Here is a 24,603-nt window from a genome sequence, read left to right on the forward strand (position 1 = left end):
AAGCGGTTGCTCCCATAGCAACTGACTTTAACAATAACCACCGACTCCCCGCCATTGATAATTTTTGTTTGGTCTATAGTATTTAGTCTTTGAGGGACTTAAATTTATGAAAACAGTTGAATTTTTATCGGATCTGAATCATTTAGGTGTGACAATTTGGATGGAAGGGGATAAGCTGCGCTATCGTTCTCCTCAAGGTGTTATGACTCCCGATTTACTCGAACAATTGAAAGAGCATAAAGAAGAACTCATCGTTTTATTGCGTGAACAAGCTGACAATTTTAGTTCGGAAACAGACTATGATGTGGCAATTTGTGGCGGTGGATTAGCGGGTTTAACCTTAGGGAGACAGTTAAAACTTCAACAACCTAATCTTTCCGTTGTTGTTCTTGATAAAATGGCTCGTCCTTTACCCGAAGCTGGTTTTAAAGTGGGGGAATCAACCGTTGAAGTTGGTGCTTTTTATTTAGCAAATACGCTGCAGTTAACCGATTATTTTAACAATCAACATTTATCTAAACTGGGATTACGTTATTTTTTCAAACCTCAAGAAACTGAATTTCATAAAAGACCTGAACTGGGATTATCAGAGTTTCATGATCCTAAATCTTATCAAATTGATCGGGGGAAATTAGAAAATGATTTACGCCAATTTAATATTGAAGCTGGAATTGATCTTAAGGAAAGTTGTTCAGTTCAAGACATCGAGTTTGCTGAAGGGCTACAGCAACAGCATAAAATTATTTATACTCAAGGTAGTGGAGCGAATCAAAAAACTCATTGTATTAAATCCCGATGGGTTGTCGATGCGATGGGTCGCCGTCGATTTATACAGAAGAAACTCGGTTTAGCGAAACCTAATCATAATAATTACAGTGCGGTTTGGTTCCGAGTTGAGTGTCGTTTTGATGTCAGCAATTTTGTGCCAGCCAGTGAAGAAAAATGGCATCGGCGTGTTCCTAATAACAACCGTTATTATTCTACAAATCATTTATGCGGTGAAGGATACTGGGTTTGGTTAATTCCTTTATCCACAGGTTATACCAGTATTGGCATTGTGACTCGTCAAGATATTCACCCGTTAAAAAATTATCATAACTATGAATTAGCCTTGCAGTGGTTAAGGGAAAATGAACCCGTTTTAGCGGCTCATTTAGAAGGTAAATCCCCTGAAGACTTTAGAAAGATGCCGAAATATAGTTACTCCTCCAAACAAGTCTTTTCCTTTGATCGTTGGACTTGTGTTGGTGAAGCCGGTTTATTTCCCGATCCTTTTTATTCCCCTGGTTCAGATAGTATTGGTTTTGGCAATTCTTTAACCACCCAAATGATTGAACTTGACCTTAAAGGTCAACTAACTCCCGAAAGAGTTGACGATGCCAATCACTTTTATTTAACCTATCACGATGGGTTAACCTTTAATATCCAAAATTCCTACAACTGTATGGGAAATGGGATAGTGATGGCAACAAAAATGATCTGGGATACGTTAGCTGGATGGACATTTGGTTGCTTAATGATGTTTAATTCCATCTTCCTTGACCCGGAACTTAAGATGAAAGTTCAACAGATTAATGCAGAATTTTTCCCTCTTTCCTATCGAATACAACAACTATTCCGAGATTGGGCAAATCAATCCCTGGGTCGGGTTAGCTTTGAATTTATTGATTACTTAGCAATCCCCTTTGTGAATGAACTGCGAACCAGGAATTTACAATCTAATAAAACCGAAGCTGAAATCATAGAAGCTTATCGAGCCAGCTTAAAATTATTAGAAGAATTTGCTCAAGTCATTTTTCAAATTGCCTTAGAAGATACCAGTCCCGAACTGTTAACTAAAATTAACGAACACCCCTGGTTAAATGCTTGGGCAATTAGTTTGGATGCCAGTAAATGGGAGACTGATGGGCTGTTTTCTCCTAAGAACGAACCTCGTAATTTACACAGCATTAAAAAACAATATTTAGAGGCAATAAACCGATAAAAATAGACGAATCAAGTTGATTGGATTTCTAACAGTAGGTCAAGTTAGGGCTACTGAACCCAGCCAAATATCACCCCCATTCCAAAAATACCAGAACATTAATTAAGGAAAAGGATACTATTAATGAAAGTCGCAGAATTTTTATCTTACTTAAATAGTTTAGACATCAAGCTTTGGCTTGAGGAAGAAAAGTTAAAATATCAAGCTCCCCAAGGGGCGATGACACCAGAAATTAAGCAAGAAATCGGGACAAGAAAACCAGAAATTCTCACTTTTTTAAGAAGTGCAACAACACCATCTAAACCCCTTGAATCCGTAATTAATCCCGTTGCCCGAACTGAAGATTTACCCCTATCTTTTGCTCAACAGAGAATGTGGTTTCTCTATCAGATGGATCAGCAAAATTCGGCTTATAATGAAGCTCTAACCATCCGTTTAACGGGACGCTTAAACATTGATATTTTAGAGCAAACGATTAATGCTATTATTCAACGCCATGAGAGCTTACGGACAACCTTTCCAATGGTTGAAGGAAAACCTATTCAAAAAATTGCTCCATCTCTGAAGATTAAATTATTAGTTGTTAATTTAAAAGATATCCCCCAAGAGCAAATTGACAAACAGATTATTGAAGAACTACAAAAACCCTTTGATTTAACCCAATCTCCCCTATTACGATGTACTCTGTTTGATCTGGGATATGAAAATTATATTTTAGTCAACGTCTTCCATCATATTATTATCGATGGTTGGTCAAAAGGCATTTTATTTAAAGAATTATCTGAATTTTATCAGGCATTTTTATCCAATTCAACCGTAGATTTACCCGAATTACCTATACAGTATGCGGATTTTGCGGTATGGCAAAGACAATGGTTACAAGGTGAAATCTTAGAAAATCAGTTAAATTATTGGAAAAAACAATTAACGGCTGCTCCTCCTTTATTAGAACTTCCAACCGATAAACCCCGTCCAGCTACTGCCAATTTTCGAGGTCATAGTATCTCGTTTCAAATTGACTCAGAACTCACAGAAAAACTGAAACTTTTGAGCCAAAAGTCGGGGGTGACTTTATTTATGACATTACTGGCTGCTTTAAACACTTTACTCTTCCGTTATAGTGGCCAAGATGATATTTTAATCGGGACACCCACCGCCAACCGAAACCGACAAGAAATTGAACCTTTGATTGGTTTTTTTGTCAATACTTTAGTGCTGCGGAATTCCCTAGAAGGAAATCCGACTTTTTCGGGATTATTACAGCAAGCTCGCCATGTTGTTTTAGAAGCTTATGCCAATCAAGATGTACCCTTTGAGCAAGTGGTTGATGGGTTAGAAATAGAACGAAGTTTAAGTTATAATCCCTTATTTCAGGTAATGTTTGCGATGCAAAATGCCCCCCTCAATGCTTTAGAATTACCCAATTTAAAAGCTCAATATCTAGCCGTTGAAAACCAGAGAATTAAATTTGATCTCAGCTTAGTTTTAGAGGAAATTGAAACCGAAAAAGGAGCTTATTTAGAAGGTTTTTGGGAATATGATAGCGACCTATTTACCGCCGAAAGAATTACCCGCATGGTGGGTCATTTCCAAACTTTATTAAAAGGAATTGTAGCCAATCCTCAGCAAACCGTCGGGGAATTACCGTTACTGACTGAATCGGAAAAACAGCAATTATTAGTAGAATGGAATCAAACTCAAACGTCTTATCCTCATCATTACTGTATTCATCAGTTATTTGAAGAACAGGTTGTTAAAACACCTGATGCTATAGCGGTCATCGATGGAGAACAATCCCTCACCTATGAACAGTTAAATCAAAAAGCCAATCAGATTGCCCGTTATTTACAAAAATTAGGGGTTAAACCAGATCAATTAATTGGGATTTGTGTCGAGCGATTGCCCTTAATGATTATTGGATTTTTAGGAATCTTAAAAGCTGGAGGAGCTTATGTACCACTGGACACAAGCTATCCCGAAGAACGACTTGAATCTATCATAAATGATGCTGAAATCAAAATTTTATTAACGCAACAGCACCTCATCAAAAAACTACCAACAACAGTCAATCAATTGATTTGTTTAGAACAAGATGAAGACCCAATTAAACAACAAAGTAAACAGAATCCTCTCAGTCATGTTAACGCTGAGAATTTAGCCTACGTCATCTATACTTCAGGTTCTACAGGTAAACCTAAAGGAGTTGCTATTCCCCATCGAGGAGTGACTCGTTTAGTCTGTAATACTAACTATATATATTTAAAACCAACTGATAGAATGGCTCAGGTTTCTAATCCTTCTTTTGATGCCGCTACTTTTGAAATTTGGGGGGCGCTGATACATGGCGCACAGTTAATAGGAGTAGATAAAGATACAGTTCTTTCTCCTGAAAAATTTGTTCATTTTCTCCAAAAATATCAAATTACTATTTTATTCTTAACGACAGCGTTATTTAATCAGTTAGTTCAGACTATTCCCCATGCTTTTCAAAGCTTAAGATATTTACTTTTTGGTGGCGAAGCAGTTGATCCTCAATGGGTCAAAGAGTCCCTTAATAAAGGAACCGCTCAAAATTTACTTCATGTTTATGGGCCAACAGAAAGCACAACTTTTACCTCTTGGTATTTAATTAAAAATATTCCTTCAGAAGCTACAACTATTCCAATTGGTCGTCCTTTAGCTAATACAGAAATTTATATTCTTGATCCCTATTTGCAACCTGTTCCTATTGGTGTTAAAGGCGAATTGCATATTGGTGGTGATGGTTTAGCCCGTTGTTATCTCAATCGTCCTGACTTAACTGAACAAAAATTTATTCCCAATCCTTTTAGTCAAGATTCGTCAGCACGTCTGTATAAAACAGGTGATATAGTACGCTATTTAGCCGATGGGAATATTGAATTTATTGGACGGATTGATCATCAGGTAAAAATCAGAGGTTTTAGAATTGAATTAGGCGAAATAGAAGCCGTTTTATTTCAGCATCCTCAAGTCAAAGATGGAATTGTTATCGCCAGAGAAGATCTACTTGGAATCAAGCGTTTGTATGCTTATGTTGTTCCGAAAGATAAACAACTCACTCAGCCAGAATTACGAATTTTTCTCCAAGAAAAGCTGCCCAATTATATGATTCCTGCTTTCTTGATTTTCTTAGATGCTTTTACTCTTAATCAGAATGGAAAAATTGATCGCAGTGTTTTACCTAGACCAGAAATTGATGTTAATGAATTAGAAAATTATCTTCTTCCTAGTACCGAGAAAGAAACAATTCTAGCCCAAATTTGGCAGGAAGTTTTAGGTCAAAATCAAATTAGTATTAATGAGAATTTCTTTGAATTAGGAGGCGATTCAATTATCGCCATTCAAATTGTCGCTAAAGCTAATCAAGTGGGATTACAAATTACTCCTAAACAATTATTTAGTCATCAAACTATCGCTCAATTAGCCACCGTAGCGGAGACAACTGCTATCACTGAAATTGACCAGGGATTAGTTACAGGTGAAGTCCCGTTAACGCCGATTCAAAAATGGTTTTTTGAACAAAATTGGCCCGAACGTCATCACTTTAATCAATCTATCTTGTTAGAAGTTCCCAATAATCTACAACCAGATTTATTAAAACAAACTATTTCTAAATTACTCTATCACCATGATGCCTTGCGGTTACGGTTTGTGCAAAAAGGGGAACAATGGCAACAAAATCACAGCGATGATTGCAATAATTTTGCTTTTGAAAAGGTGGATTTATCCCGTCTATCTTGCGATGAACAATTGACCAAGATCGCAGAAATTTCCGAGGTTCAACAACGGGTACTGAATTTAGAGGAAGGCCCCTTAATGGCGGTGGTTTTCTTCGCCTTGGCTGAGAGGGGAAAAATGTTAATTGTAATTCATCATTTAGCAGTAGATGGAATTTCTTGGCGGATTATCATCGAAGATTTCGTCACTATTTACCAGCAATTAGAAACCCAAAAGCCCCTGCAACTTCCTCCTAAAACCAGTTCTTTTAAAACTTGGGCTGAGGAACTGCAAAACTATGCTAAAATCCCAGAATTTTACGCTCAATTCAAGTATTGGCTAAACCGTGATTTTCCCTCAATTTCTCCTCTTCCTTTGGACTGTCAAGGTGAAGCTCAGTCCAACATTGTTGCCCATGCCAAAACGGTTTCTTTCACCTTAACCGAAGAACAAACCCGCTTACTCTTACAGGAGGTTCCGCAAGCTTATAACACCCAAATTAATGATATTCTATTGACCGCTTTAGTCCAAGCTTTTGGCCATTGGACAGGGAGTTATAAGCTTTTGCTTGACATGGAAGGTCATGGAAGAGAGAATGTAATTGAATCCGTGAATTTATCTCGAACTGTGGGTTGGTTTACCAGTATTTTTCCCGTCTTTTTGACCTTAGAAAATCTTCACCATCCGGGTGAATGTCTCAAGTCCATTAAAGAGCAATTACGACAAATTCCGAATCGGGGATTTGATTATGGAATTGGATATTATCTGAGTTCAGATTTAACGATTCAATCCCCGTTAAAAAACTATCCAAAAGCTCAAGTCAGCTTTAATTATTTAGGTCAATTTACAAGCCATCAAATCGGCGAGATAGGCTGGAAATTATCTCAAGAATCCAGTGGTTCCATTCATAGTCCTTTGGGACAACGTTCCCATTTAATTGCGATTCATGGAATTGTGGTTGATGGGCAACTTGACATGGAATGGCAATATAGTGAAAATTTTCATCATCAAACAACGATCAAAAATTTAGCCGCTGCTTATCGAGATTCTTTAGAAAGCCTGATTAACCATTGTTTATCGGCAGAAGGGGGCTATACTCCATCGGATTTTCCCGATGCGGATCTTAATCAGGTAGAACTAGATGAACTGCTTTCAGAACTCGATTTTTAAACTCAATTTAATGTTTAACCCTCATGCTTGATAACAACTATGTCATCTCCTAATCTTCCCAGTGAAATTGAAAATCGTAAAAGCGAACATCTGCGAGTTTGTATCGAAGAAGATGTAGAATTTCAACAACTTACAAGCGATTTAGAAAAATATCGTTTTACCCATTGTTGTCTTCCTGAACTTGACCGTAGCGATATTGAACTGGGGACAACCTTTTTGGGGAAATCTCTAAAAGCTCCAATTCTAATATCTTCCATGACTGGAGGAACAGAATTAGCCCATTTAGTCAATACTCGATTGGCAACGGTCGCTCAACGCTATGGTTTAGCGATGGGGGTGGGTTCTCAACGCATTGCACTCGAACAACCGGAATTAGCGCCGACCTTTGCAGTCCGTTCTCTGGCGCCAGATATTCTCCTGTTAGCGAATTTAGGGGCTGTACAGTTAAATTACGGCTGCGGTTTAGAAGACTGTTTAAAATTGGTGGAATTATTAGAAGCTGATGCCTTAATTCTGCATCTCAATCCTTTACAAGAATGGGTGCAATCGGGAGGCGATTCTAATTTTAAAGGGTTACTCGCTAAAATTCAGCAAATTTGCGCTCAATTACCCGTTCCTGTCATCGCCAAAGAAGTCGGAAATGGCATCTCTGCGGTGATGGCCAAACAATTAATTGAAGCCGGAGTCGCCGCGATTGATGTGGCGGGAGCCGGAGGCACGTCCTGGGCCAAAGTCGAAAGCCAAAGAGCCAAAGACAACAGACAAAGGCATCTCGGACAAGTTTTTGCCGATTGGGGTTTACCTACGGCTGAATGTATTACCGCCATTCGGTCGATGAATTCAACCATTCCTTTAATTGCTTCTGGGGGCTTAAAAAATGGCTTAGATCTTGCCAAATCTATCGCTCTAGGAGCCGATTTAGGAGGGTTGGCTCGTCCGTTTCTCGTAGCAGCGATTGAATCAGAAGCCGCCGTTGATGAGTTGGTAAAATTTTTAATTGCTGAACTTGAAATTGTTTTATTTTGTACCGGAAATCCTAATTTATCCACCCTTAAAAATTCAGGAGCCTTAAAACCATGTTAAAGTTTTCAATGGAATTGTGTTATCCCCAGCTTGATGTCAAAACCTTAAGCGTTGGCACTTTGGGGCCAAAAGAAACCAGTAGTGAACAAACCTTAAATTATCTAATTTCTCAATGGAAATTACAACAGATTTCGGTTAATAGTCATTTATTTGATAGCTTTACAGATTTAAAAGAATCTTTACTCGAAAATCAGATAGATTTGGCGTTAGTCCCCCATGCCTATGAAAAAATTAATGATTTCTATATGGAACCGAGGTTTAAACTAGGTTTTATCTTCACCTATCCCACACCCGTTTACGGATTAGCCAAGCGAAAAAATGAAGAAATCGTTTTAGAAAATTGTACCCTGGTCACTCATCCCGCTCCTCTTCCTTTACTTCCTTATTTATTACCTGGCGACCTGAATCAAAATAAGATTAAAATCAAATTTGTCAATTCTACCAGTGTGGCCGCTATTCAAGTTAAACAAGGGTTGGCAGATTTAGCCATTACCAATGAAAATGCCCTCCGAGAATATGATTTAGAATTTATTTCACAATATGGTAAAATTGAGATGAGTTGGTCTTTATTTCACAAAAAGGAAAACACCATGATTCAAAGTATTTATTTACCAGTGCATACCTAAAAAAGCTACCTATCCGCTCAAAATAGTTGCCTTCATCACATAAAAATAATTGAGATTTAACCTCTCAATTTCATTTTGAACCTGTACCCTAAAATCATGTCTGAATTTTTCCCAATTCCCGATCCTCTTAAACTCAATCCTCATGTAGAATTAGAGGTTTTTCAATGCCAAAATACCATTTTTCAATTATCCGCTGTAGCTCCTAATGCTAAACTTGAATCCCACCAACATCCTGAAAGTCAAATTGGCATGGTACTCTCAGGAGAACTGGAACTGTATATTAAAGATTTGATTAAACCCTTAAGACCTTTGCAAGATGTTTATATAGCTGATGGCAATATTCCTCATGGTGCTTTTAATCCTTTATCAGAACCGATGATTGGATTTGATCTTAAACGGATTACCTCTGCTTTACCGTCAGAAGATGTTTTATTAACACTATCCAACAACCAAGATAAAATCACTCATTTACCTTGTCAATCTGTTAAGGGTTCTTGGTTTGAAATTGTCATGATGAAAATCCCTTCTGGTTATTCCATTCCCCCACATCAAGGTGAGCAAGAAGAAATCGGATTTATTTTGAATGGAAAATTAGAAATCTCCATAGAAAATGAAGAACAGTGTTTAGAATATGGTCAAATTTATTATGCTCCTTCAAAAGTTTTAAAAAAGGGATATAATTCATCGAAACAAGATATTAATTTGATTAAAATTTTAATTTAGTTCGTTTTATGATTTTAAGTTTAACCTCAAAATGCTAGGACAAAGTTTATGGATTTAGGATTAAAAGATAAAGTGGCTTTGATTACGGGAAGTAGTGCGGGAATTGGGTTTACCATTGCTGAAAAATTAGCAGAAGAAGGCTGTCACTTAATTATTTGTGGTCGCAATTCCCAACGCTTAGAACAAGCTTATCAATCTCTGGCTCAAGCTTATCCTGTCCAAGAAATTCTGAGTTTAGTGGCTGATGTCCATCAAGCTCAAGATTCTGAACAATTAATACAGGACTCTTTAAATCAATATGGCAAAATTGACATTTTAGTAAATAATTCTGAAGGAGCTAACTTTGCTGATAATTTAATTGAAAACCTTTCCGATGAAGATTGGTTAAACGTTTTTCAAGGAAAATTAATGGGTTATATTCGCTTAACCAATTTAGTGTTACCGATTATGAAAAAACAACATTGGGGAAGAATTGTTAATATCATTGGGACATCGGGAAAAGAGCCATCTCCTCGTTTAGTTAAATCGGGTGTTGTCAATGCAGCTTTAATGAATTTTACCAAATCAGTAGCTAGACAAACCGCCCCCTATAATGTTTTAATTAATAGTGTTAACCCCGGCGTTATTGATACCCCTAGACATCGAGAATATTTAGAAATTTATGCCAAAAAGCAAGGAACAACCCCAGATTTAATCCGAGAAGGAATTCTAAAAACAATTCCCATGAATCGAATTGGTACGACTGAAGAATTTGCTAATCTCGTTGTATTTTTAGCTTCAGAATGTGCGAGTTATATAACGGGAATTACTATTCCCATCGATGGTGGTTTATCCTCGTCAGCATTTTAAATTCAACCCTCCAGCATCATCAACAAGCATCATGAACACACAAACTAAACTCTCAAACCAAGCTCTTAACTATTATCCCATCGCAGATAAACAGTTTTTTCCCGTGTATTCCTATATGAATAATAGGATTAATATGTGGAATACAGAAAGAAAATTAAAACAAGAACTTCTCAATAATTCTTCAGTCATATTTGTTTATCAAATGGGGAAAGTCGGTTCAATGAGTACCTATTTGACCCTAAAAAAACATCTGCAAAATCAAGCTATTTATCATATTCATAATCTGAATTCAGAACATTTCTCAAAAATTTGGGAAACAATGCAACTGGAGAAACATTATCATGCTTTTACCTTTGGGCATTCCTGTATGACCAAATATTTAAGCGAACACATTGAGGAAATTAAAAATCAAAAAAATATTAAAATTATTACTGGAGTCCGAGAACCCATCGCCCGTAATATTTCTTGGTTTTTTCAAGTCATTCATTGTCAATCTGTTTTTCCTGAATTTTTCATAAAATATCAAGAAGGATTAATCACAATGGATGAAATTATTAAAAAATTTTGGTCTCAAAAATTTGTTTATGGAAAGCAGTTTGACTGGTTTGAAGAAGAATTGCAACCAGTTTTCGGCATTGATATCGCTTCCATTGATTTTCCGAAAGAAAAAGGTTATGCGATTGCGAATTTCCCAGACAGAAATATTGACTTATTAGTCTTAAAATTAGAAAAACTTGATTCTTGCTTAAAAGAAGCCCTAGAAACTTTTTTAGGTGTTGAAAATTTAGATTGTGAACGACTTGACCGAGCAGACTTTTTAGAAGCGGATGACTATCTCATCTATGATAATTTAAGAAAGAGTCTGACCTTTAGTGATGAATATTTAGAAGAGATTTATGATCAACCATTAGTGCGTCATTTTTACACCGATGAAGAAATTAACAAATTTAAACTCAAGTGGTCTAGTCAACGTTAAAGGTAATTCGTTCTAATTTTATCAGGTTTCTTGAATAAAATTTGATTCAAGAAACTCACGCATATTTTTATTTAATCTATTGGGAAAAACAATGGTAACACCTCAAAAATCTAAGGTTAGTAAAAAAGATATTGAATCCATTTATCCCCTTTCTCCCATGCAGCAGGGGATGCTGTTTCATTCTTTATATAATCCAGAATCAAAGACCTATTTATCACAAATTCAAATCACCTTGCAAGGTAATTTAGATATTAATGCATTCCAACAAGCTTGGCAAAAAGTAGTAGATAGACATAGTATTTTACGGACTTGTTTTGCTTGGAAAAAAACCAAACAGCCTTTACAAGTGGTTAGAAAAAATGTCACCTTACCTTGGTTTAATTATGATTGGCGAGCGCATTCTCTCGCCGAACAAGAAACTAAATTTCAGGAATTATTAATCTCTGATAAAGAGCAATATTTTGAATTAGATAAAGTCCCCTTACTTCGATGTCATTTAATTCAAGTCGAAGATCAAAAATATGAATTTATCCATACTGGACATCATATTTTATTAGATGGTTGGGCAACAGCAATTCTGTTGAAAGAAGTTTTCGAGTTTTACGCTGGACTCATCAACTATCGACCCGTCAATTTACCCACACCCCGCCCTTACCAAGACTATATTAATTGGGTACAACAGCAAGATCAAACTGAAGCCGAACGATTTTGGCGACAAAATCTTCAAGGTTTTACCTCTCCAACTCCATTAGTCGTTGATAAACCGTTAAATTCTCTGGTTACTCAAAGTAAAAATTATCTTCATCAAAAATCAAAACTTTCTCCAGAAATTACCAGTCGTCTGAAATTACTCGCCCAAGAATATCGCCTTACTCTTTCTACCCTAATTCAAGGAGCTTGGGCTTTATTATTACATCATTATAGTAGTGAATCTGATATTGTATTTGGGGCAACCGTTTCGGGACGACCGCCTAATTTTACAGGGATTGAATCGATGGTGGGGATGTTTTTAAATACCTTACCCGTTCGCATCCAAATTGAGTCTCAACTTGAATTATTAACTTGGTTTCAACAATTACAACAAGAGCATTTAGAACGAGAGCAATATAGTTATAGTTCTCTAATTGATATTCAAAAATGGAGTGAAATTCCGTCCCCTCATTCAGTTTTTGAAAGTTTTGTTGTCTTTGAAAATTTACCCTTTAGCGAAAATGATAGTGAGAATTTAGGCGGTTTACAAGTCGGTGAAATGCAAGATTATGGCAATGCTGATTACCCCTTAACGGTTATTGTCACCCCTGGAGAAGCCTTAAGTATTAAAATTATTTATCCTCAAGAACGATTTGAAAATGACACCATTGAACGGATGTTAGGTCATTTTAAAACCTTATTAGAAGGAATCGCTATTAATCCCCATCGTCGGATTCAAGACTTACCTTTATTAACGGAAGCTGAACGTCAATTATTATTAATTGAATGGAATCAAACTGCACCCGAAAAACTCCTAAAACAGTGCGTTCATGAATTATTTGAACAACAAACCCTCAAAACCCCTTCAGCCATCGCCGTTGTTTTTCAAGAGCAAGAATTAACCTATCAAGAACTCAATGAGTCTGCCAATCAACTCGCCCATTATTTACAAAAAATTGGGGTGAGTTCTCAATCTTTGGTCGGGATTTGTTTAGAACGATCTCTTAATATGGTAATTGCCGTTTTAGCAGTGTTAAAAGTAGGCTGTGTTTGTGTTCCCCTAGACCCAACCTATCCTCAAGAAAGACTTTCTTACATCCTGCAAGACACCCAAATCAAAACCTTATTAACCCAAAAAGATTGTCAATTTCTTTTAAACAGTGAAACCATTTCTCAACGGATTTTATTGGATGAACAAGGGTCAGAAATTGCCTTAGAACCCAAGACTAATCTTGACAACCCCGTGAGTTTAAAGGATTTGGCCTATATTATTTATAGTTCAGGCTCTACGGGTGTGCCAAAAGGGATTATGATCCTGCATCAATCCTTAACCAATATTATTGAGCATCATCAGGCAAAAATGTCACCGGAGAGAAATTTCTTACAATTTGCTCCCTTCAATTTCGATGTTAGCTATCACGAAATGTTTGCAGCCTGGTGTTTAGGGGGAAGCTTATTTATTGTTCCAGAAGATGCCCGCTTAGACCTTGCTAAAATAAGTCAATTATTGGCAAATAACCCTATTCATAAAGCGATTTTGCCCGTTACTTTGTTACAACAATTAATTGAAACCTATAGTGAGGAAACCTACTTATTTGCTAACTTGCGTGAAATTATTTCAGCTGGAGAGCAATTACAAATTACTCCAGCGATGATTTCTGCATTCAAGAAACTCGAACATTGTACGCTTTACAATTTTTATGGCCCGACAGAAGCGGATATCGTTACCAGTTATACCTTTGACCCTAATCCTGAGCTTTGGCCGAAGTATATTCCCATTGGTAAACCCGCGATTAATGTGCAAGTTTATATTTTAAATTCCCATCTTCAACCTGTACCCATCGGAGTCACTGGCGAGTTATATGTTGCGGGTGGCGGTTTAGCGCGGGGTTATTTCAACAATCCCCAATTAACCAAAGAAAAATTTATTCCTAATCCCTTTAGCGATAATTCATTGCTGTATAAAACTGGAGATTTAGCTCGTTATTTACCCAATGGAGACATTGAATATTTAGGAAGAATTGATGATGTGGTCAAAGTTAGAGGTTATAGAATTGAATTAGGGGAAGTAGAAACTATTTTAAATCAACATCCTCAAATTGCTCAAGCTGTTGCTACAGTTCAGGGAGAAACCGCCAGAGAAAAATATTTAGCCGCTTATTTTATTCCCCGTCTAGGTGAAACCATAAACCAAGTTGAATTACGTCATTTCCTTGAAAACTGGCTACCCGATTATATGATTCCCTCTGCTTTTGTTGTGATGGAATCTTTTCAACTCAGTCCTAATGGTAAAGTTAATCGAAAAGTCTTACCAATACCCGATAAAAACCCCTTATCGTTAACTCAAAATTATGTCGCTCCTCGAACTGCAATTGAAGAAGTTTTAGCAGAAATTTGGGCAGAAATTTTAGAAGTAGAACGAGTTGGGATTGAAGACGATTTCTTTCTGTTAGGTGGGCATTCTTTAAAAGCGATTCAACTGATTAGTAAAATCCGTCAAACCTTAGAAATTGAAATTTCTGTGCGTCAACTTTTTAATCACTCAACTATCAGCCAATTAACTCAAGTCATGATTGAATTAGTGGGGCATGAAGGTTTACTGAATGAAATTGCCGTAACAGTTCAAGAAATTTCCAAACTTTCACCAGAAGAAGTTCAAGCTTTATTATCTCAAAGCTGAACCTAAATGAATTAAACTTTACTATAATGGACATTGATTTAAACTGAAGGAAAAAAATGACAAATCATCTCTTTGATTTAACAGGTAAGGTTGCAATTATCACGGGTGCTGCCCGAGGAATTGGTCGGGTATTAGCCCAAGGATTAGCACAAGCTGGAGCTAAGGTGGTAATTGGTGATATTAATCAAGTTGGTGCTGAACAAACGGTTCAACTGATTCAAGAAGCAGGAGGCGAAGCCATCGCAATTGAGACCGATGTTCGTCAACGTCAAGCTTGTCAGAATTTAATTAACCAGGCGGTTGCTCATTATGGTCAACTCGATATTATGGTCTGTAATGCAGGAGTTGAAATTCTCAAAAACACTGATGAATTAGAAGAATTTGAATGGGATCAGGTTATTAATGTTGACTTAAAAGGTTATTTTAATTGCGCTCAACTCGCAACCAAACAAATGATCAAACAAGGAACAGCCGGTTCAATTATTATGAATTCTTCTATCTGTGCTTTCGTTGCTGTTCCCAAATCTTCAGGAGCATATAGCGCCGCAAAAGGTGGTGTCAATCAATTAGTAAAATCCCTAGCGGTCGAATTAGCTAGTCACAAAATTCGAGTCAATGCTTTTGCACCGGGGTATATGAATAATATGATGGAAGGAACAGAAGGTTTACGTTCAACTTCGGATGAAATGGACGAATTATATACTAGAATCCCCATGAAACGAACTGGAGATTTAGAAGAGTTAATTGGTCCTGTCGTGTTTTTAGCATCCGAAGCTTCCTCTTATGTAACTGGAGCAATTTTAATGGTAGATGGAGGTTATACCGCTATTTAGCATCAATAATTAAACAATTTTTAGGTTGATTTGTATCCATTAAACCAACCTAAAATCACTAAATTAAATAAATCCTATTAACTCATGTCAAAAATGAACGATAATTCTCAAGACAAACAAAAATTACTGAAGCTATTACTACAAAAAAAAGGAATCGGTTTAAAAACGAATACAATACCGACTAGAAATCCGTCTCAACTTGTACCGCTTTCTTTTTCCCAAGAACGACTTTGGTTTTTGTACCAATTAGAAGCTCAAGGCTATACCTATAATATGCCGTTTCGCTTTCAAATTGAAGGCAATTTAGATATTGATATCTTTAGAAAAGCTTTGGAAACTATTAAGCAACGTCATGAAGTGTTGCAGACCTGTTTTCAAGAAGTTGACGAAATTCCCAGACAAATTATTAACCCTAAAATTCATTTAAATTTTACCTTGCTGGATTTACAGTCTTTATCTTCTGCGGAAAAAACCAAAGAATTAGAGCGATTAACCGAACAAGAAATTTATACTCCCTTTGACTTAACCAAAGCTCCCTTAATGCGGACTTTTTTGGTTAAATTAAAAGCTGATTCTTATCTTTTGTTTTTGAGTTTACACCATTCTATTTTTGATGGCTGGTCAATGAAAGTTTTCCTCGAAGAACTTTCTAGTTTATATCAAGCTTTTTTACAAAAACAATCTAATCCTTTACCCGATTTGCCTATTCAATATGGTGATTTTGCCGTTTGGCAAAGACAACAGTTACAAGGAGATAAACTCACCCAGGAAGTTAATTATTGGAAACAAAAATTAACGGGAATTCCACCCTTATTGGAAATTCCCACTGATCATCCTCGTCCTCCCATACAAACGTTTAAAGGCAATAATTGTACATTTAAAATAAGTCCAGAATTAAGCCAAAACCTGAAAAATATTAGCCAAACGTTAACCGCTACTTTGAATATGACGCTGTTAACGGCTTTTAATATTTTATTATATCGTTATAGCAGTCAAGAAGATATTGTGATTGGAATTCCTAGTGGAAATCGACAATTTCCTGAAATTGAACCCTTAATTGGTTGCTTTATTAATACCTTACCCATTCGGACTCAGTTTAAAGAAAATCTCTCGTTTAAAGCTTTATTAAATCAAGTCAAACAAGTAGTTTTAGAAGCTTATGAACACCAAGATTTACCCTTAGAGAAGGTGGTAGAAGCGGTAAATCCTCAACGAAACATAAGTTATAGTCCTTTATTCCAAGTGATGTTTTCTTGGGAAGATATGCTGCACATTAATCATTTTTCGATGGCGGATTTAAAATTAACTCCCGTCACGATGAATGCTTTAATTGCTCAATTTGATTTAACCTTAGCCATGCAAGAAACGACTGAGGGTTTAGTTGGATCGTTTGATTATAATTGCGCGTTGTTTAATCAAGACACAATTGAGCGCATGATTACCCACTTTAAAACTTTATTAGAAGGAATTGCCATTAATCCTGAACAATCGATTGAATTATTACCTATTTTACCTTTATCAGAACAAAAGTTATTAGCTCAATGGAATCAGACTAATATTGCTGAAAATCCAAAGGTTTGTATTCATGAATTATTTGAACATCAAGTTTTAAAAAATCCAAATGGGATCGCAATAGAATGGTGCGGGGAAAAAATCACCTATCAAGACTTAAATCATCGTGCCAATCAATTAGCTCATTATCTCCAATCTAAGGGGGTTAAAGTTGAATCGTTAGTGGGAATTTGTTTAGAACAATCTGTGTCTATTATTATCAGTTTTTTGGCAATTCTTAAAACCGGTGCTGCTTATCTTGTTCTAGCTCCCAATTATCCCCAAGAGCGTTTAAACTATATCTTAAATGATGCTCAAGTCTCGGTATTAATTACTCAAAATACCTTGGTTAATTTATTCCGTGATCATCAAGCAGAAGTGGTTTGTCTGGATACTGAAGAAAACTTAATTGTTAGTCAAAGCCAAAACAATTTATTTAACCCTATTGAGCCAAATAATTTAGCTTATATTATTTATACCTCTGGTTCAACAGGCACTCCTAAAGGGGTTATGATTGAACATCAAAGTTTAGTTAATCATAGTTTAGGAATCATTAAATTCTATGATTTAACAAATCGTGATCGAATTTTACAATTTGCTTCTTTTACCTTTGATGTAGCTGCTGAAGAAATTTATCCAACTTTTTTAACGGGTGCAACTTTAGTTATGCGTCCTGCATTAATGTTCCCTTCTTTAGCTGATTTTACTCAATTTATTCAGCAAAAGTGTTTAACAGTCATTAATCTTCCGGCTACTTATTGGCATGAATGGGTATTAGATTTATCTCAAACTTTAATAACCTTACCTGAAACCCTACGCTTAGTGATTACAGGAAGTGAAGAAGTATTACCAGAGCGATTAATATTATGGCAAAAAATACTATCAAATAGTCAACGAGAAGATATCACTTGGTTGAATGCTTATGGTCCGACAGAAGCGACGATAACCAGCACAGTTTTTAATCCCAATTTCATTCATAAAATTGCTCAAATTCATTCTGTTGCCATTGGTAAACCGATTACAAATACACAGGTTTATATTTGCGATCGCCATCTGCAACAACTTCCGATAGGAATACCCGGAGAATTGTTAATTGGAGGTTTAGGTTTAGCGAAAGGTTATCTCAATCAAGATGATTTAACCCGTGAAAAATTTATTACTCATGCTTTTAATTCATCTGAAGATCAACGTTTTTATAAAACTGGAGATTTAGCTCGTTATTTACCTGATGGAAATATAGAGTTTTTAGGACGAATTGATAATCAAGTTAAAATTCGAGGGTTTCGTATTGAAATTGGCGAAATTGAAGCCGTATTAACTGAATACCCGGATGTCAGAGCAACGGCTGTAATTGTTCGAGAAGATCAAACGAATCATAAACAATTAGTAGCTTATATTGTCCCTAAAGCGCAATCCATCGATCCTGCAAAATTACGGAGTTTTCTGAAACAGAAATTACCCGATTATATGATTCCGGCTTTCTTTGTAGAGCTTCAAGAATTGCCCTTAATGAGTAGTGGAAAAATTGATCGCAACGCTTTACCTGCACCTACCGAAAGTCAGGATAAAAAAACGATTATTGCACCCCGAACAGCTACAGAAAAAATTGTTGCTGAGATTTGGCAAGATGTTTTAGGGTTAAAACAAATTAGTATTTTCGATAATTTCTTTGATTTAGGCGGACATTCTTTAAAAGCCGCTCAAGTGATTTCTCGACTGCGAGAACAATTATCTATTAATATTCCTTTAAATTATCTTTTTTCAGAACCAACGGTGGCGGGATTATCCTCTAATTTAGATTTTAATTTATCTGATGCAATTGGGAGTGATCAAAGCCCAGATTGGCTAGTTGAAATCACCTTAGATCCGACTATTCAACCGCTGAATATTCTGACTTTCTTTCCTCAGAAACCTGCTCATATTTTGCTAACAGGAGCTACGGGTTTTCTCGGAATTCATTTATTAGCTGAATTATTAGACAAAACAGAAGCTAATATTTATTGTTTAATTCGAGACAAAAGTTTAGAAAAAGCTCAAGCCAAAATTTACCAAAAATTAAAAACCTTTCAATTATGGGATGAACACAAAAGCTCTCGGATTATTCCTGTTATTGGTGATTTATCCCAAAAACGTTTAGGAATGTGTGAACCTGATTTTCTGGAATTAGCCGAACAAATTGATGTAATTTATCATAATGGAGCTTGGGTGAATGCCATTTATCCCTATTCAATACTGAAACCCACTAATGTTTTAGGAACAGCAGAAATCTTGAGATTAGCCTGCTTAATTAAAACCAAACCTGTCCATTTTGTCTCGACGATTTCTGTTTTTTCCCCCAGTTATGCTCAAGGAAACTTAATTCAAGAATCTGATCCCCTGGGTATAAATCATGGACTCAATGCCGGTTATACTCAAAGTAAATGGGTCGCTGAAAAATTAATCATGGAAGCTGGAAAACGGGGACTTCCGATGACAATTTTCAGAGCATCTCGAATTATTGGACATAGTAAAACTGGAATTTGTAATAGAGAAGATTTGTTTTGTCGTATGATTAAAGGCTGTATTCAATTAGGAATGATTCCTGATTTTGGTGATAGTACAGAAGACCTCACTCCTGTGGATTATGTGAGTGGTGCAATTATACATTTAGCCAGTCAAGAAAGCTCTTTAGGGAAAGCATTTCATTTGTTGAATTCTCAGCCAACCTTAAATCGTGACTTATTTGATTGTGTTCGGGAAATGGGTTATCCGTTGCAGTGTGTTTCCTTTGAAAAATGGCGATCACATTTAACAGAACAATGTAAAATTAATACAGATAATGCTTTATCTCCGGTGTTAGATAACTTTTCAGATGAAAATTTATCCGCAGGTTATCCCTCCCAGTTTGATGATCAAAATACGATGATGGGGTTAAAGGGTACAGCGTTTAATTTTCCCCCGATTGATCAAAAATTGTTAAAAACTTATTTTGAATATTTTACTAAAAGTGGGTTTTTAACAAAATAAATGATCGATTTAATCAGACCCCATAAGCTGAATTGCGCAGCTTATCTCATCCCTAGATTCAAAAAAGTCAGATCATCAATTCCACGAGGAAAATATTATGTTTAACTTAAACAATAAATTATATTTATTAATTTCCAAATTCTTAGAAGAACAACAAAAAATCGAAAAACTCCAAAAACTGGCTGAAAGTGCAACGTTCGATAGTTCCGTAAAATTTTACGGAAATTGTGTAAATCATCAGAATGATAAAAGTTTAATTAAAATTGGAGAAAATAGAGTAATTCTCGGAGAATTAGCTATATTTGCTTATGGCGGAAAAATAGAAATCGGTAAAGATTGTTATATGGGTGAAGGAACTCGAATTAGATCAGCTAATTCTATCAAAATTGGTAACGAAGTTATGATTTCCGATGATGTCAATATTTATGACACTGATGCTCATTCATTAAATTATGTTTTAAGACATAAACATTTTGTGGAAGTAGCAATTTTAAATAATCTGATTAAGGATACTAAGGATCTTGATATAAATATCTGCACCTGTGGTGATAGAAGATCATGTTTGGATTGGATTTAATGTTGGAATTCTTAAAGGAGTTACGATTGGGAAAGGAGCAATTATTGGAGCAGGTTCGGTTCTAACAGAAGATGTAGAACCTTTTACTGTTGTTGCTGGTAATCCTGCCAAAATTATCAAACGATTATGAATCTGCTCCAATGCCTAAACAATAGGTTAATATTGATTCCTGATATGTAAAAAATCTAGAAAATAGTAGTAATAGAATTTGTGATAATAATGCAGATTTTTATGGTATGCTGAATTAGTGTCTAACTCAATAGATAGACATTAAAAGTTCTAATGTCCCCCATTTTAGCGCGAGAAGAATTCCATGAATGTTGCAGAAAAAGCCTCAGATACTATAAATCTCAAAGAAGATACCCGAACTTTCAATCAATCTCTTCAAGAATTTTTAAGATTTATTCAAGTTTATTGGTATCCGAAAGAACACCAGGATAGAGCTTTTTCGCAGATTATTCGTTCCTGGGGAATGCTCGTTTTATTGTTTTTATTATTAGTGGGAGTAGTAGGTCTTAATGCGTTTAATAGTTTCGTTTTTAGAGACTTAATTAGCGTCACAGAAGCTAGGGATGCAGAAAAATTAACTCATTTTGTCATTATTTATGGGATTACTCTAGGCAGTATGACGTTTTTCACAGGATTGTCTAGGTTTCTTAAAAAACTAATTGCGCTGGATTGGTATCAATGGATCAATAGTAGTATCTTGCAAAAATATTTTAAAAATCGTGCTTATTATCAAATTAATTTTAAAGGGGATATTGAAAATCCAGATCAACGTTTATCCCAAGAAATTCAACCCATTGCCAGAACAACGATGGACTTTTTAACAACCTGTGTTGAAAAAGTTATGGAGATGCTGGTTTTTATTGTCATCCTTTGGTCAATTTCTAAAACCATTTCTATTGTGCTTCTGGTTTATACGATTATTGGAAATATTCTTGCCACCTATATTACTCAACAACTAAATAAAGTCAATAAACAACAATTAGAAATCGAAGGAACCTATAAATACGCCATTACTCATGTTCGGACACACGCCGAATCAATTGCATTTTTTAGAGGGGAAGAAAAAGAGTTAAATATTATTCAAAGAAAGTTCAATCAGGTGATTAAAATCATGATTGAAAGAATTAATTGGGAAAGAACCCAGGAATTTTTTAACCGAGGCTATCAATCCATTGTTCAAATCTTCCCCTTCTTAATTGTTTCCCCATTATATATTAGTGGTGAAATTGAGTTTGGACAAGTTAACCAAGCCAGCTATTGTTGCTATTTCTTTTCCACAGCTTTATCCGTGTTAGTGGATGAATTTGGACGCTCCGGTGAGTTTATTAATTATATTGAACGTTTAGAAGAGTTTTACCAAGCTTTAGAGGGTGTAAGCGAACAAACCAACCCAGTTAATACCATTAAAGTCATTGAAGATAACAATCTAGCTTTTGATGATGTCACCTTACAAACTCCCGATGCCGCTAAAGTGATTGTCGAACATTTATCACTGTCCGTTGAACCAGGGGAAGGTTTATTAATTGTTGGGCCAAGTGGTCGAGGAAAAAGTTCTCTTTTACGCGCTATTTCTGGGTTATGGAATACAGGTACAGGTCATTTGGTGCGACCTCCCCTCGACGATTTATTATTTTTACCCCAACGTCCTTATATCATTTTAGGAAACTTGCGCGAACAGCTAATTTATCCTCAAACGACAACGGAGATGAGTGAATCCCAATTAAAAGAAATCTTACAAGAAGTTAACCTGCAAGATGTTCTTAATCGCATCAAAAATTTTGATGAGGAAGTGGATTGGGAAAATATTTTATCCTTAGGAGAACAACAACGTCTAGCCTTTGCGCGACTATTCGTTAATCAGCCAGATTTTGTGATTTTAGATGAAGCCACCAGTGCTTTAGATTTAAAAAATGAAGATCATTTATATAAACAGTTACAACAAACTGGCAAGACCTTTATTAGTGTCGGACATCGAGAAAGTTTGTTTAACTACCATCAAAAGGTTTTGGAACTTTCCGAGGATTCTACTTGGCGATTAATGAGAATGGAAGACTATCATCCATCAGCAGTGATTGCAACTCATTCTAACAATGACCAAACCGTTGATGAAACGATAGAAATTGTCTCTGAAATGAACAATCAAGACAATTTTACCCATCAAGAAATGCAAAAACTGACCAACTATAGCTTAAGTACGATCAAAAATAAAGCCAGTCGAGGTCAAATGATTGTTGCCAATGATGGCATGAGCTATCGTTATGACAAAACTCTTGATATTGCCAAATGGGTGAGAGTTTAGCTTCTCAGGGAGCTTCGATCGAACTTAAAAAGGCATATTGCCGCAGTTCGGGAACCTTCAAAGAAGATTCTCGACCCATTACATTGTTCGTCAATTCCGAGTTGAATTGGCGAATTAAAAGCCGCCTGGACTTAAATAACTGGGATTTTCCTGTAGGGAAGTATCGAAGGGATTGGGTAAATCTTGGGTGCGAATTAAAGGCCCAGACTGTTGCTGTTGCATGACATCATAGTATAAAGTTTCGACCAATTTCGCATCCCGGGTAATCATATTATCGAAATAGGAACCTTGCATAAAAGTACGCCAACCCTCCCGAGAGTTGAACTGTCCTAAAATGCTGGTGTAGTCGTAGAAACGACCCGTATTGTTATTAACAGCGCGGTTAAACAAACCGGGGATATTATTAAATCCCACCGCCGTATCGGGAGAGGGGACAAGTTGCAATTGTTGGGTTTTTACCGGTGCCGGAGTGGTGGCGGGGGAACGTTGAGCGATCGCACTAGGCGAACTCAACCAGACTAAACTGGTTAAACAAAACAGGGAAGGGAGTAAAAATTGAGCGCGCATGGCTAAAAATCTCCTCGCGGGGGTAGGGTTAATTAAAAAATTGCTTCAATGGGATGAGAAAGAAATCAATACTAGAGATCGAGTCAATATATAATGACTTTTGGCTCAATTGTAACCGAAATTTTGGAGTCAGTCAGGCTCCCAATCCTGAAAATATGACTAATTCCTCGGTAGCGAATCTCGACACTGCTTCCCTGCGTCAATTTCTCCTCGATGCTCTTGTCCGTCTTGCCTATCGAGAGGGGGATTTCACCCTGTCTTCAGGACAAAAAAGCAGCTACTATATCAACGGCAAACAAGTTACCCTCACTGCGGAGGGAGCTTTAGCCGTGGGGCGTTTATTGCTGTCTCTACTGCCTCCAGATACCCAAGCGGTGGCAGGATTAACCCTAGGGGCGGATCCGATTGTCAGCGCCGTTAGTGTGGTATCTGCCTACGAAAATCGCCCAATTCCAGCTTTAATTGTCCGCAAAGAGGCAAAAGGTCACGGAACCATGGCTTATATCGAGGGGCCGACTTTAAACCCCGGTGCCGCGGTGGTTGTCCTCGAAGATGTGGTGACAACGGGGAAAAGTGCTATGGTAGCGGTAGAAAGATTACGCGATGCGGGTTATCAAGTAGATTTAATTATTGCTTTGGTGGATAGAGAGCAAGGAGGCGCGGAATTTTACCAATCTCAGGGAATACAGTTTCAAGCTTTGTTTTCGATTCAGGATCTACAGGCGGCTTATCAGACTAAATAGCGGGGAGTGGCCAGAAACGCTCGATAACTGGGTTTTAACAGTCGGATTGGCTCTGGGGATCAACCACAAAGGCACAAAGAACACAAAGAGTAAGACAGATTCGAGCGGGCTGCTTTCATTGCCTAAACGATAAGTTAAGTAGGTAGGCGTTAAAAATTATCAGATACCCCCCTTATCAAGGGGGGATCGGCACCCCCCTTATCAAGGGGGGCAGGGGGGATCGAACCTAAAATCCATTTTTAATTTAATTATAACCAGCTACTTAACTAGATTTTTTTCCTGTGAATAATTGGTAACTAGCTGAGGTTGTCGGCGCTAAGAAACGGATGGGAACATTGATAGATTCAGAGTCTAACTATTGACTAATACCTATTCTCGGCGGGGGAATCAAGATTGCTTGACTCTCTTGGCTGCTAATGAGTTGAAGCCTTTGTCACTTTACTGATAACCCTCAGACCGACTAACTGTATACTAGGCTATAAGATTTGCTTAAAAATCT

At 36.7% G+C, this 24,603-nt stretch carries 13 protein-coding genes and 1 pseudogene; 13 read left to right on the forward strand and 1 reads right to left on the reverse strand.

The window, feature by feature from the left end; all coding sequences use genetic code 11:
• Positions 1 to 106 precede the first annotated feature (106 nt).
• The 12 genes and pseudogenes from ACOCD9_RS17500 to ACOCD9_RS17555 all read left to right on the forward strand — a co-directional run bounded on the left by ACOCD9_RS17500 (position 107) and on the right by ACOCD9_RS17555 (position 22,794).
• Positions 107 to 1,984 carry an FAD-dependent monooxygenase gene (locus ACOCD9_RS17500; RefSeq protein ID WP_419548063.1) on the forward strand — a complete coding sequence of 626 codons (1,878 nt, stop codon included), beginning with the start codon at positions 107 to 109 and terminating at the stop codon, positions 1,982 to 1,984.
• Positions 1,985 to 2,107: 123 nt separating this feature from the next.
• Positions 2,108 to 6,892, forward strand: coding sequence for an amino acid adenylation domain-containing protein (locus tag ACOCD9_RS17505; protein WP_419548064.1), 4,785 nt, complete (start codon positions 2,108 to 2,110; stop codon positions 6,890 to 6,892).
• Between the two features lie 39 nt (positions 6,893 to 6,931).
• Positions 6,932 to 7,975, forward strand: a complete 1,044-nt coding sequence (fni, locus tag ACOCD9_RS17510; RefSeq protein WP_287742775.1) for a type 2 isopentenyl-diphosphate Delta-isomerase — start codon at positions 6,932 to 6,934, stop codon at positions 7,973 to 7,975.
• Positions 7,969 to 8,601: a LysR family transcriptional regulator gene (locus ACOCD9_RS17515; RefSeq protein WP_012267922.1), complete on the forward strand. Its 633-nt coding sequence runs from the start codon at positions 7,969 to 7,971 to the stop codon at positions 8,599 to 8,601. Before fni ends, ACOCD9_RS17515 begins: the two co-directional genes overlap by 7 nt.
• Before the next feature lie 96 nt (positions 8,602 to 8,697).
• On the forward strand, positions 8,698 to 9,324 hold the full coding sequence (locus tag ACOCD9_RS17520) for a cupin domain-containing protein (protein WP_419548065.1): 627 nt from the start codon (positions 8,698 to 8,700) through the stop codon (positions 9,322 to 9,324).
• A gap of 48 nt (positions 9,325 to 9,372) precedes the next feature.
• The gene (locus ACOCD9_RS17525) at positions 9,373 to 10,173 is read left to right on the forward strand and encodes an SDR family oxidoreductase (RefSeq protein WP_419548066.1); all 801 of its coding nucleotides are present in this window, start codon (positions 9,373 to 9,375) and stop codon (positions 10,171 to 10,173) included.
• Positions 10,145 to 11,149, forward strand: a complete 1,005-nt coding sequence (locus tag ACOCD9_RS17530) for a putative capsular polysaccharide synthesis family protein (RefSeq protein ID WP_233256357.1) — start codon at positions 10,145 to 10,147, stop codon at positions 11,147 to 11,149. Before ACOCD9_RS17525 ends, ACOCD9_RS17530 begins: the two co-directional genes overlap by 29 nt.
• 91 nt (positions 11,150 to 11,240) lie before the next feature.
• Complete coding sequence (locus tag ACOCD9_RS17535; protein ID WP_419548067.1) at positions 11,241 to 14,519, forward strand: amino acid adenylation domain-containing protein; 3,279 nt, start codon at positions 11,241 to 11,243, stop codon at positions 14,517 to 14,519.
• Positions 14,520 to 14,575: 56 nt separating this feature from the next.
• Positions 14,576 to 15,352 (forward strand): SDR family NAD(P)-dependent oxidoreductase, encoded by a 777-nt coding sequence (locus ACOCD9_RS17540; protein ID WP_287700091.1) that lies wholly within the window; start codon positions 14,576 to 14,578, stop codon positions 15,350 to 15,352.
• Positions 15,353 to 15,436: 84 nt separating this feature from the next.
• Positions 15,437 to 19,909 carry an amino acid adenylation domain-containing protein gene (locus tag ACOCD9_RS17545; RefSeq protein ID WP_419548068.1) on the forward strand — a complete coding sequence of 1,491 codons (4,473 nt, stop codon included), beginning with the start codon at positions 15,437 to 15,439 and terminating at the stop codon, positions 19,907 to 19,909.
• 97 nt (positions 19,910 to 20,006) lie between these two features.
• Positions 20,007 to 20,616: pseudogene (locus ACOCD9_RS17550) on the forward strand (acyltransferase).
• A 183-nt stretch (positions 20,617 to 20,799) separates the two neighbouring features.
• The gene (locus ACOCD9_RS17555) at positions 20,800 to 22,794 is read left to right on the forward strand and encodes an ABC transporter ATP-binding protein/permease (protein ID WP_419548069.1); all 1,995 of its coding nucleotides are present in this window, start codon (positions 20,800 to 20,802) and stop codon (positions 22,792 to 22,794) included.
• 114 nt (positions 22,795 to 22,908) lie between these two features.
• On the opposite strand, the gene ACOCD9_RS17560 is transcribed toward ACOCD9_RS17555, so the two are convergent.
• Positions 22,909 to 23,361, reverse strand: a complete 453-nt coding sequence (locus tag ACOCD9_RS17560) for a porin (protein ID WP_287700088.1) — start codon at positions 23,359 to 23,361, stop codon at positions 22,909 to 22,911.
• Positions 23,362 to 23,414: 53 nt separating this feature from the next.
• Here ACOCD9_RS17560 and pyrE point away from each other — a divergent pair, with 53 nt between their 5' ends.
• On the forward strand, positions 23,415 to 24,104 hold the full coding sequence (pyrE, locus tag ACOCD9_RS17565) for an orotate phosphoribosyltransferase (RefSeq protein WP_287700087.1): 690 nt from the start codon (positions 23,415 to 23,417) through the stop codon (positions 24,102 to 24,104).
• Positions 24,105 to 24,603 lie beyond the last annotated feature (499 nt).

The sequence above is a fragment of the Microcystis sp. genome, from assembly GCF_048564745.1.
Lineage (GTDB): Bacteria > Cyanobacteriota > Cyanobacteriia > Cyanobacteriales > Microcystaceae > Microcystis > Microcystis ichthyoblabe_A.

What these genes read in the sequence shown, in the direction of transcription:
- ACOCD9_RS17500 (WP_419548063.1), top strand. Translation starts at nt 107, where the DNA reads ATGAAAACAGTTGAATTTTTATCGGATCTGAATCATTTAGGTGTGACA.
- ACOCD9_RS17505 (WP_419548064.1), top strand. Translation starts at nt 2,108, where the DNA reads ATGAAAGTCGCAGAATTTTTATCTTACTTAAATAGTTTAGACATCAAG.
- fni (WP_287742775.1), top strand. Translation starts at nt 6,932, where the DNA reads ATGTCATCTCCTAATCTTCCCAGTGAAATTGAAAATCGTAAAAGCGAA.
- ACOCD9_RS17515 (WP_012267922.1), top strand. Translation starts at nt 7,969, where the DNA reads ATGTTAAAGTTTTCAATGGAATTGTGTTATCCCCAGCTTGATGTCAAA.
- ACOCD9_RS17520 (WP_419548065.1), top strand. Translation starts at nt 8,698, where the DNA reads ATGTCTGAATTTTTCCCAATTCCCGATCCTCTTAAACTCAATCCTCAT.
- ACOCD9_RS17525 (WP_419548066.1), top strand. Translation starts at nt 9,373, where the DNA reads ATGGATTTAGGATTAAAAGATAAAGTGGCTTTGATTACGGGAAGTAGT.
- ACOCD9_RS17530 (WP_233256357.1), top strand. Translation starts at nt 10,145, where the DNA reads ATGGTGGTTTATCCTCGTCAGCATTTTAAATTCAACCCTCCAGCATCA.
- ACOCD9_RS17535 (WP_419548067.1), top strand. Translation starts at nt 11,241, where the DNA reads ATGGTAACACCTCAAAAATCTAAGGTTAGTAAAAAAGATATTGAATCC.
- ACOCD9_RS17540 (WP_287700091.1), top strand. Translation starts at nt 14,576, where the DNA reads ATGACAAATCATCTCTTTGATTTAACAGGTAAGGTTGCAATTATCACG.
- ACOCD9_RS17545 (WP_419548068.1), top strand. Translation starts at nt 15,437, where the DNA reads ATGTCAAAAATGAACGATAATTCTCAAGACAAACAAAAATTACTGAAG.
- ACOCD9_RS17555 (WP_419548069.1), top strand. Translation starts at nt 20,800, where the DNA reads ATGAATGTTGCAGAAAAAGCCTCAGATACTATAAATCTCAAAGAAGAT.
- ACOCD9_RS17560 (WP_287700088.1), bottom strand. Translation starts at nt 23,361, where the DNA reads ATGCGCGCTCAATTTTTACTCCCTTCCCTGTTTTGTTTAACCAGTTTA.
- pyrE (WP_287700087.1), top strand. Translation starts at nt 23,415, where the DNA reads ATGAGAAAGAAATCAATACTAGAGATCGAGTCAATATATAATGACTTT.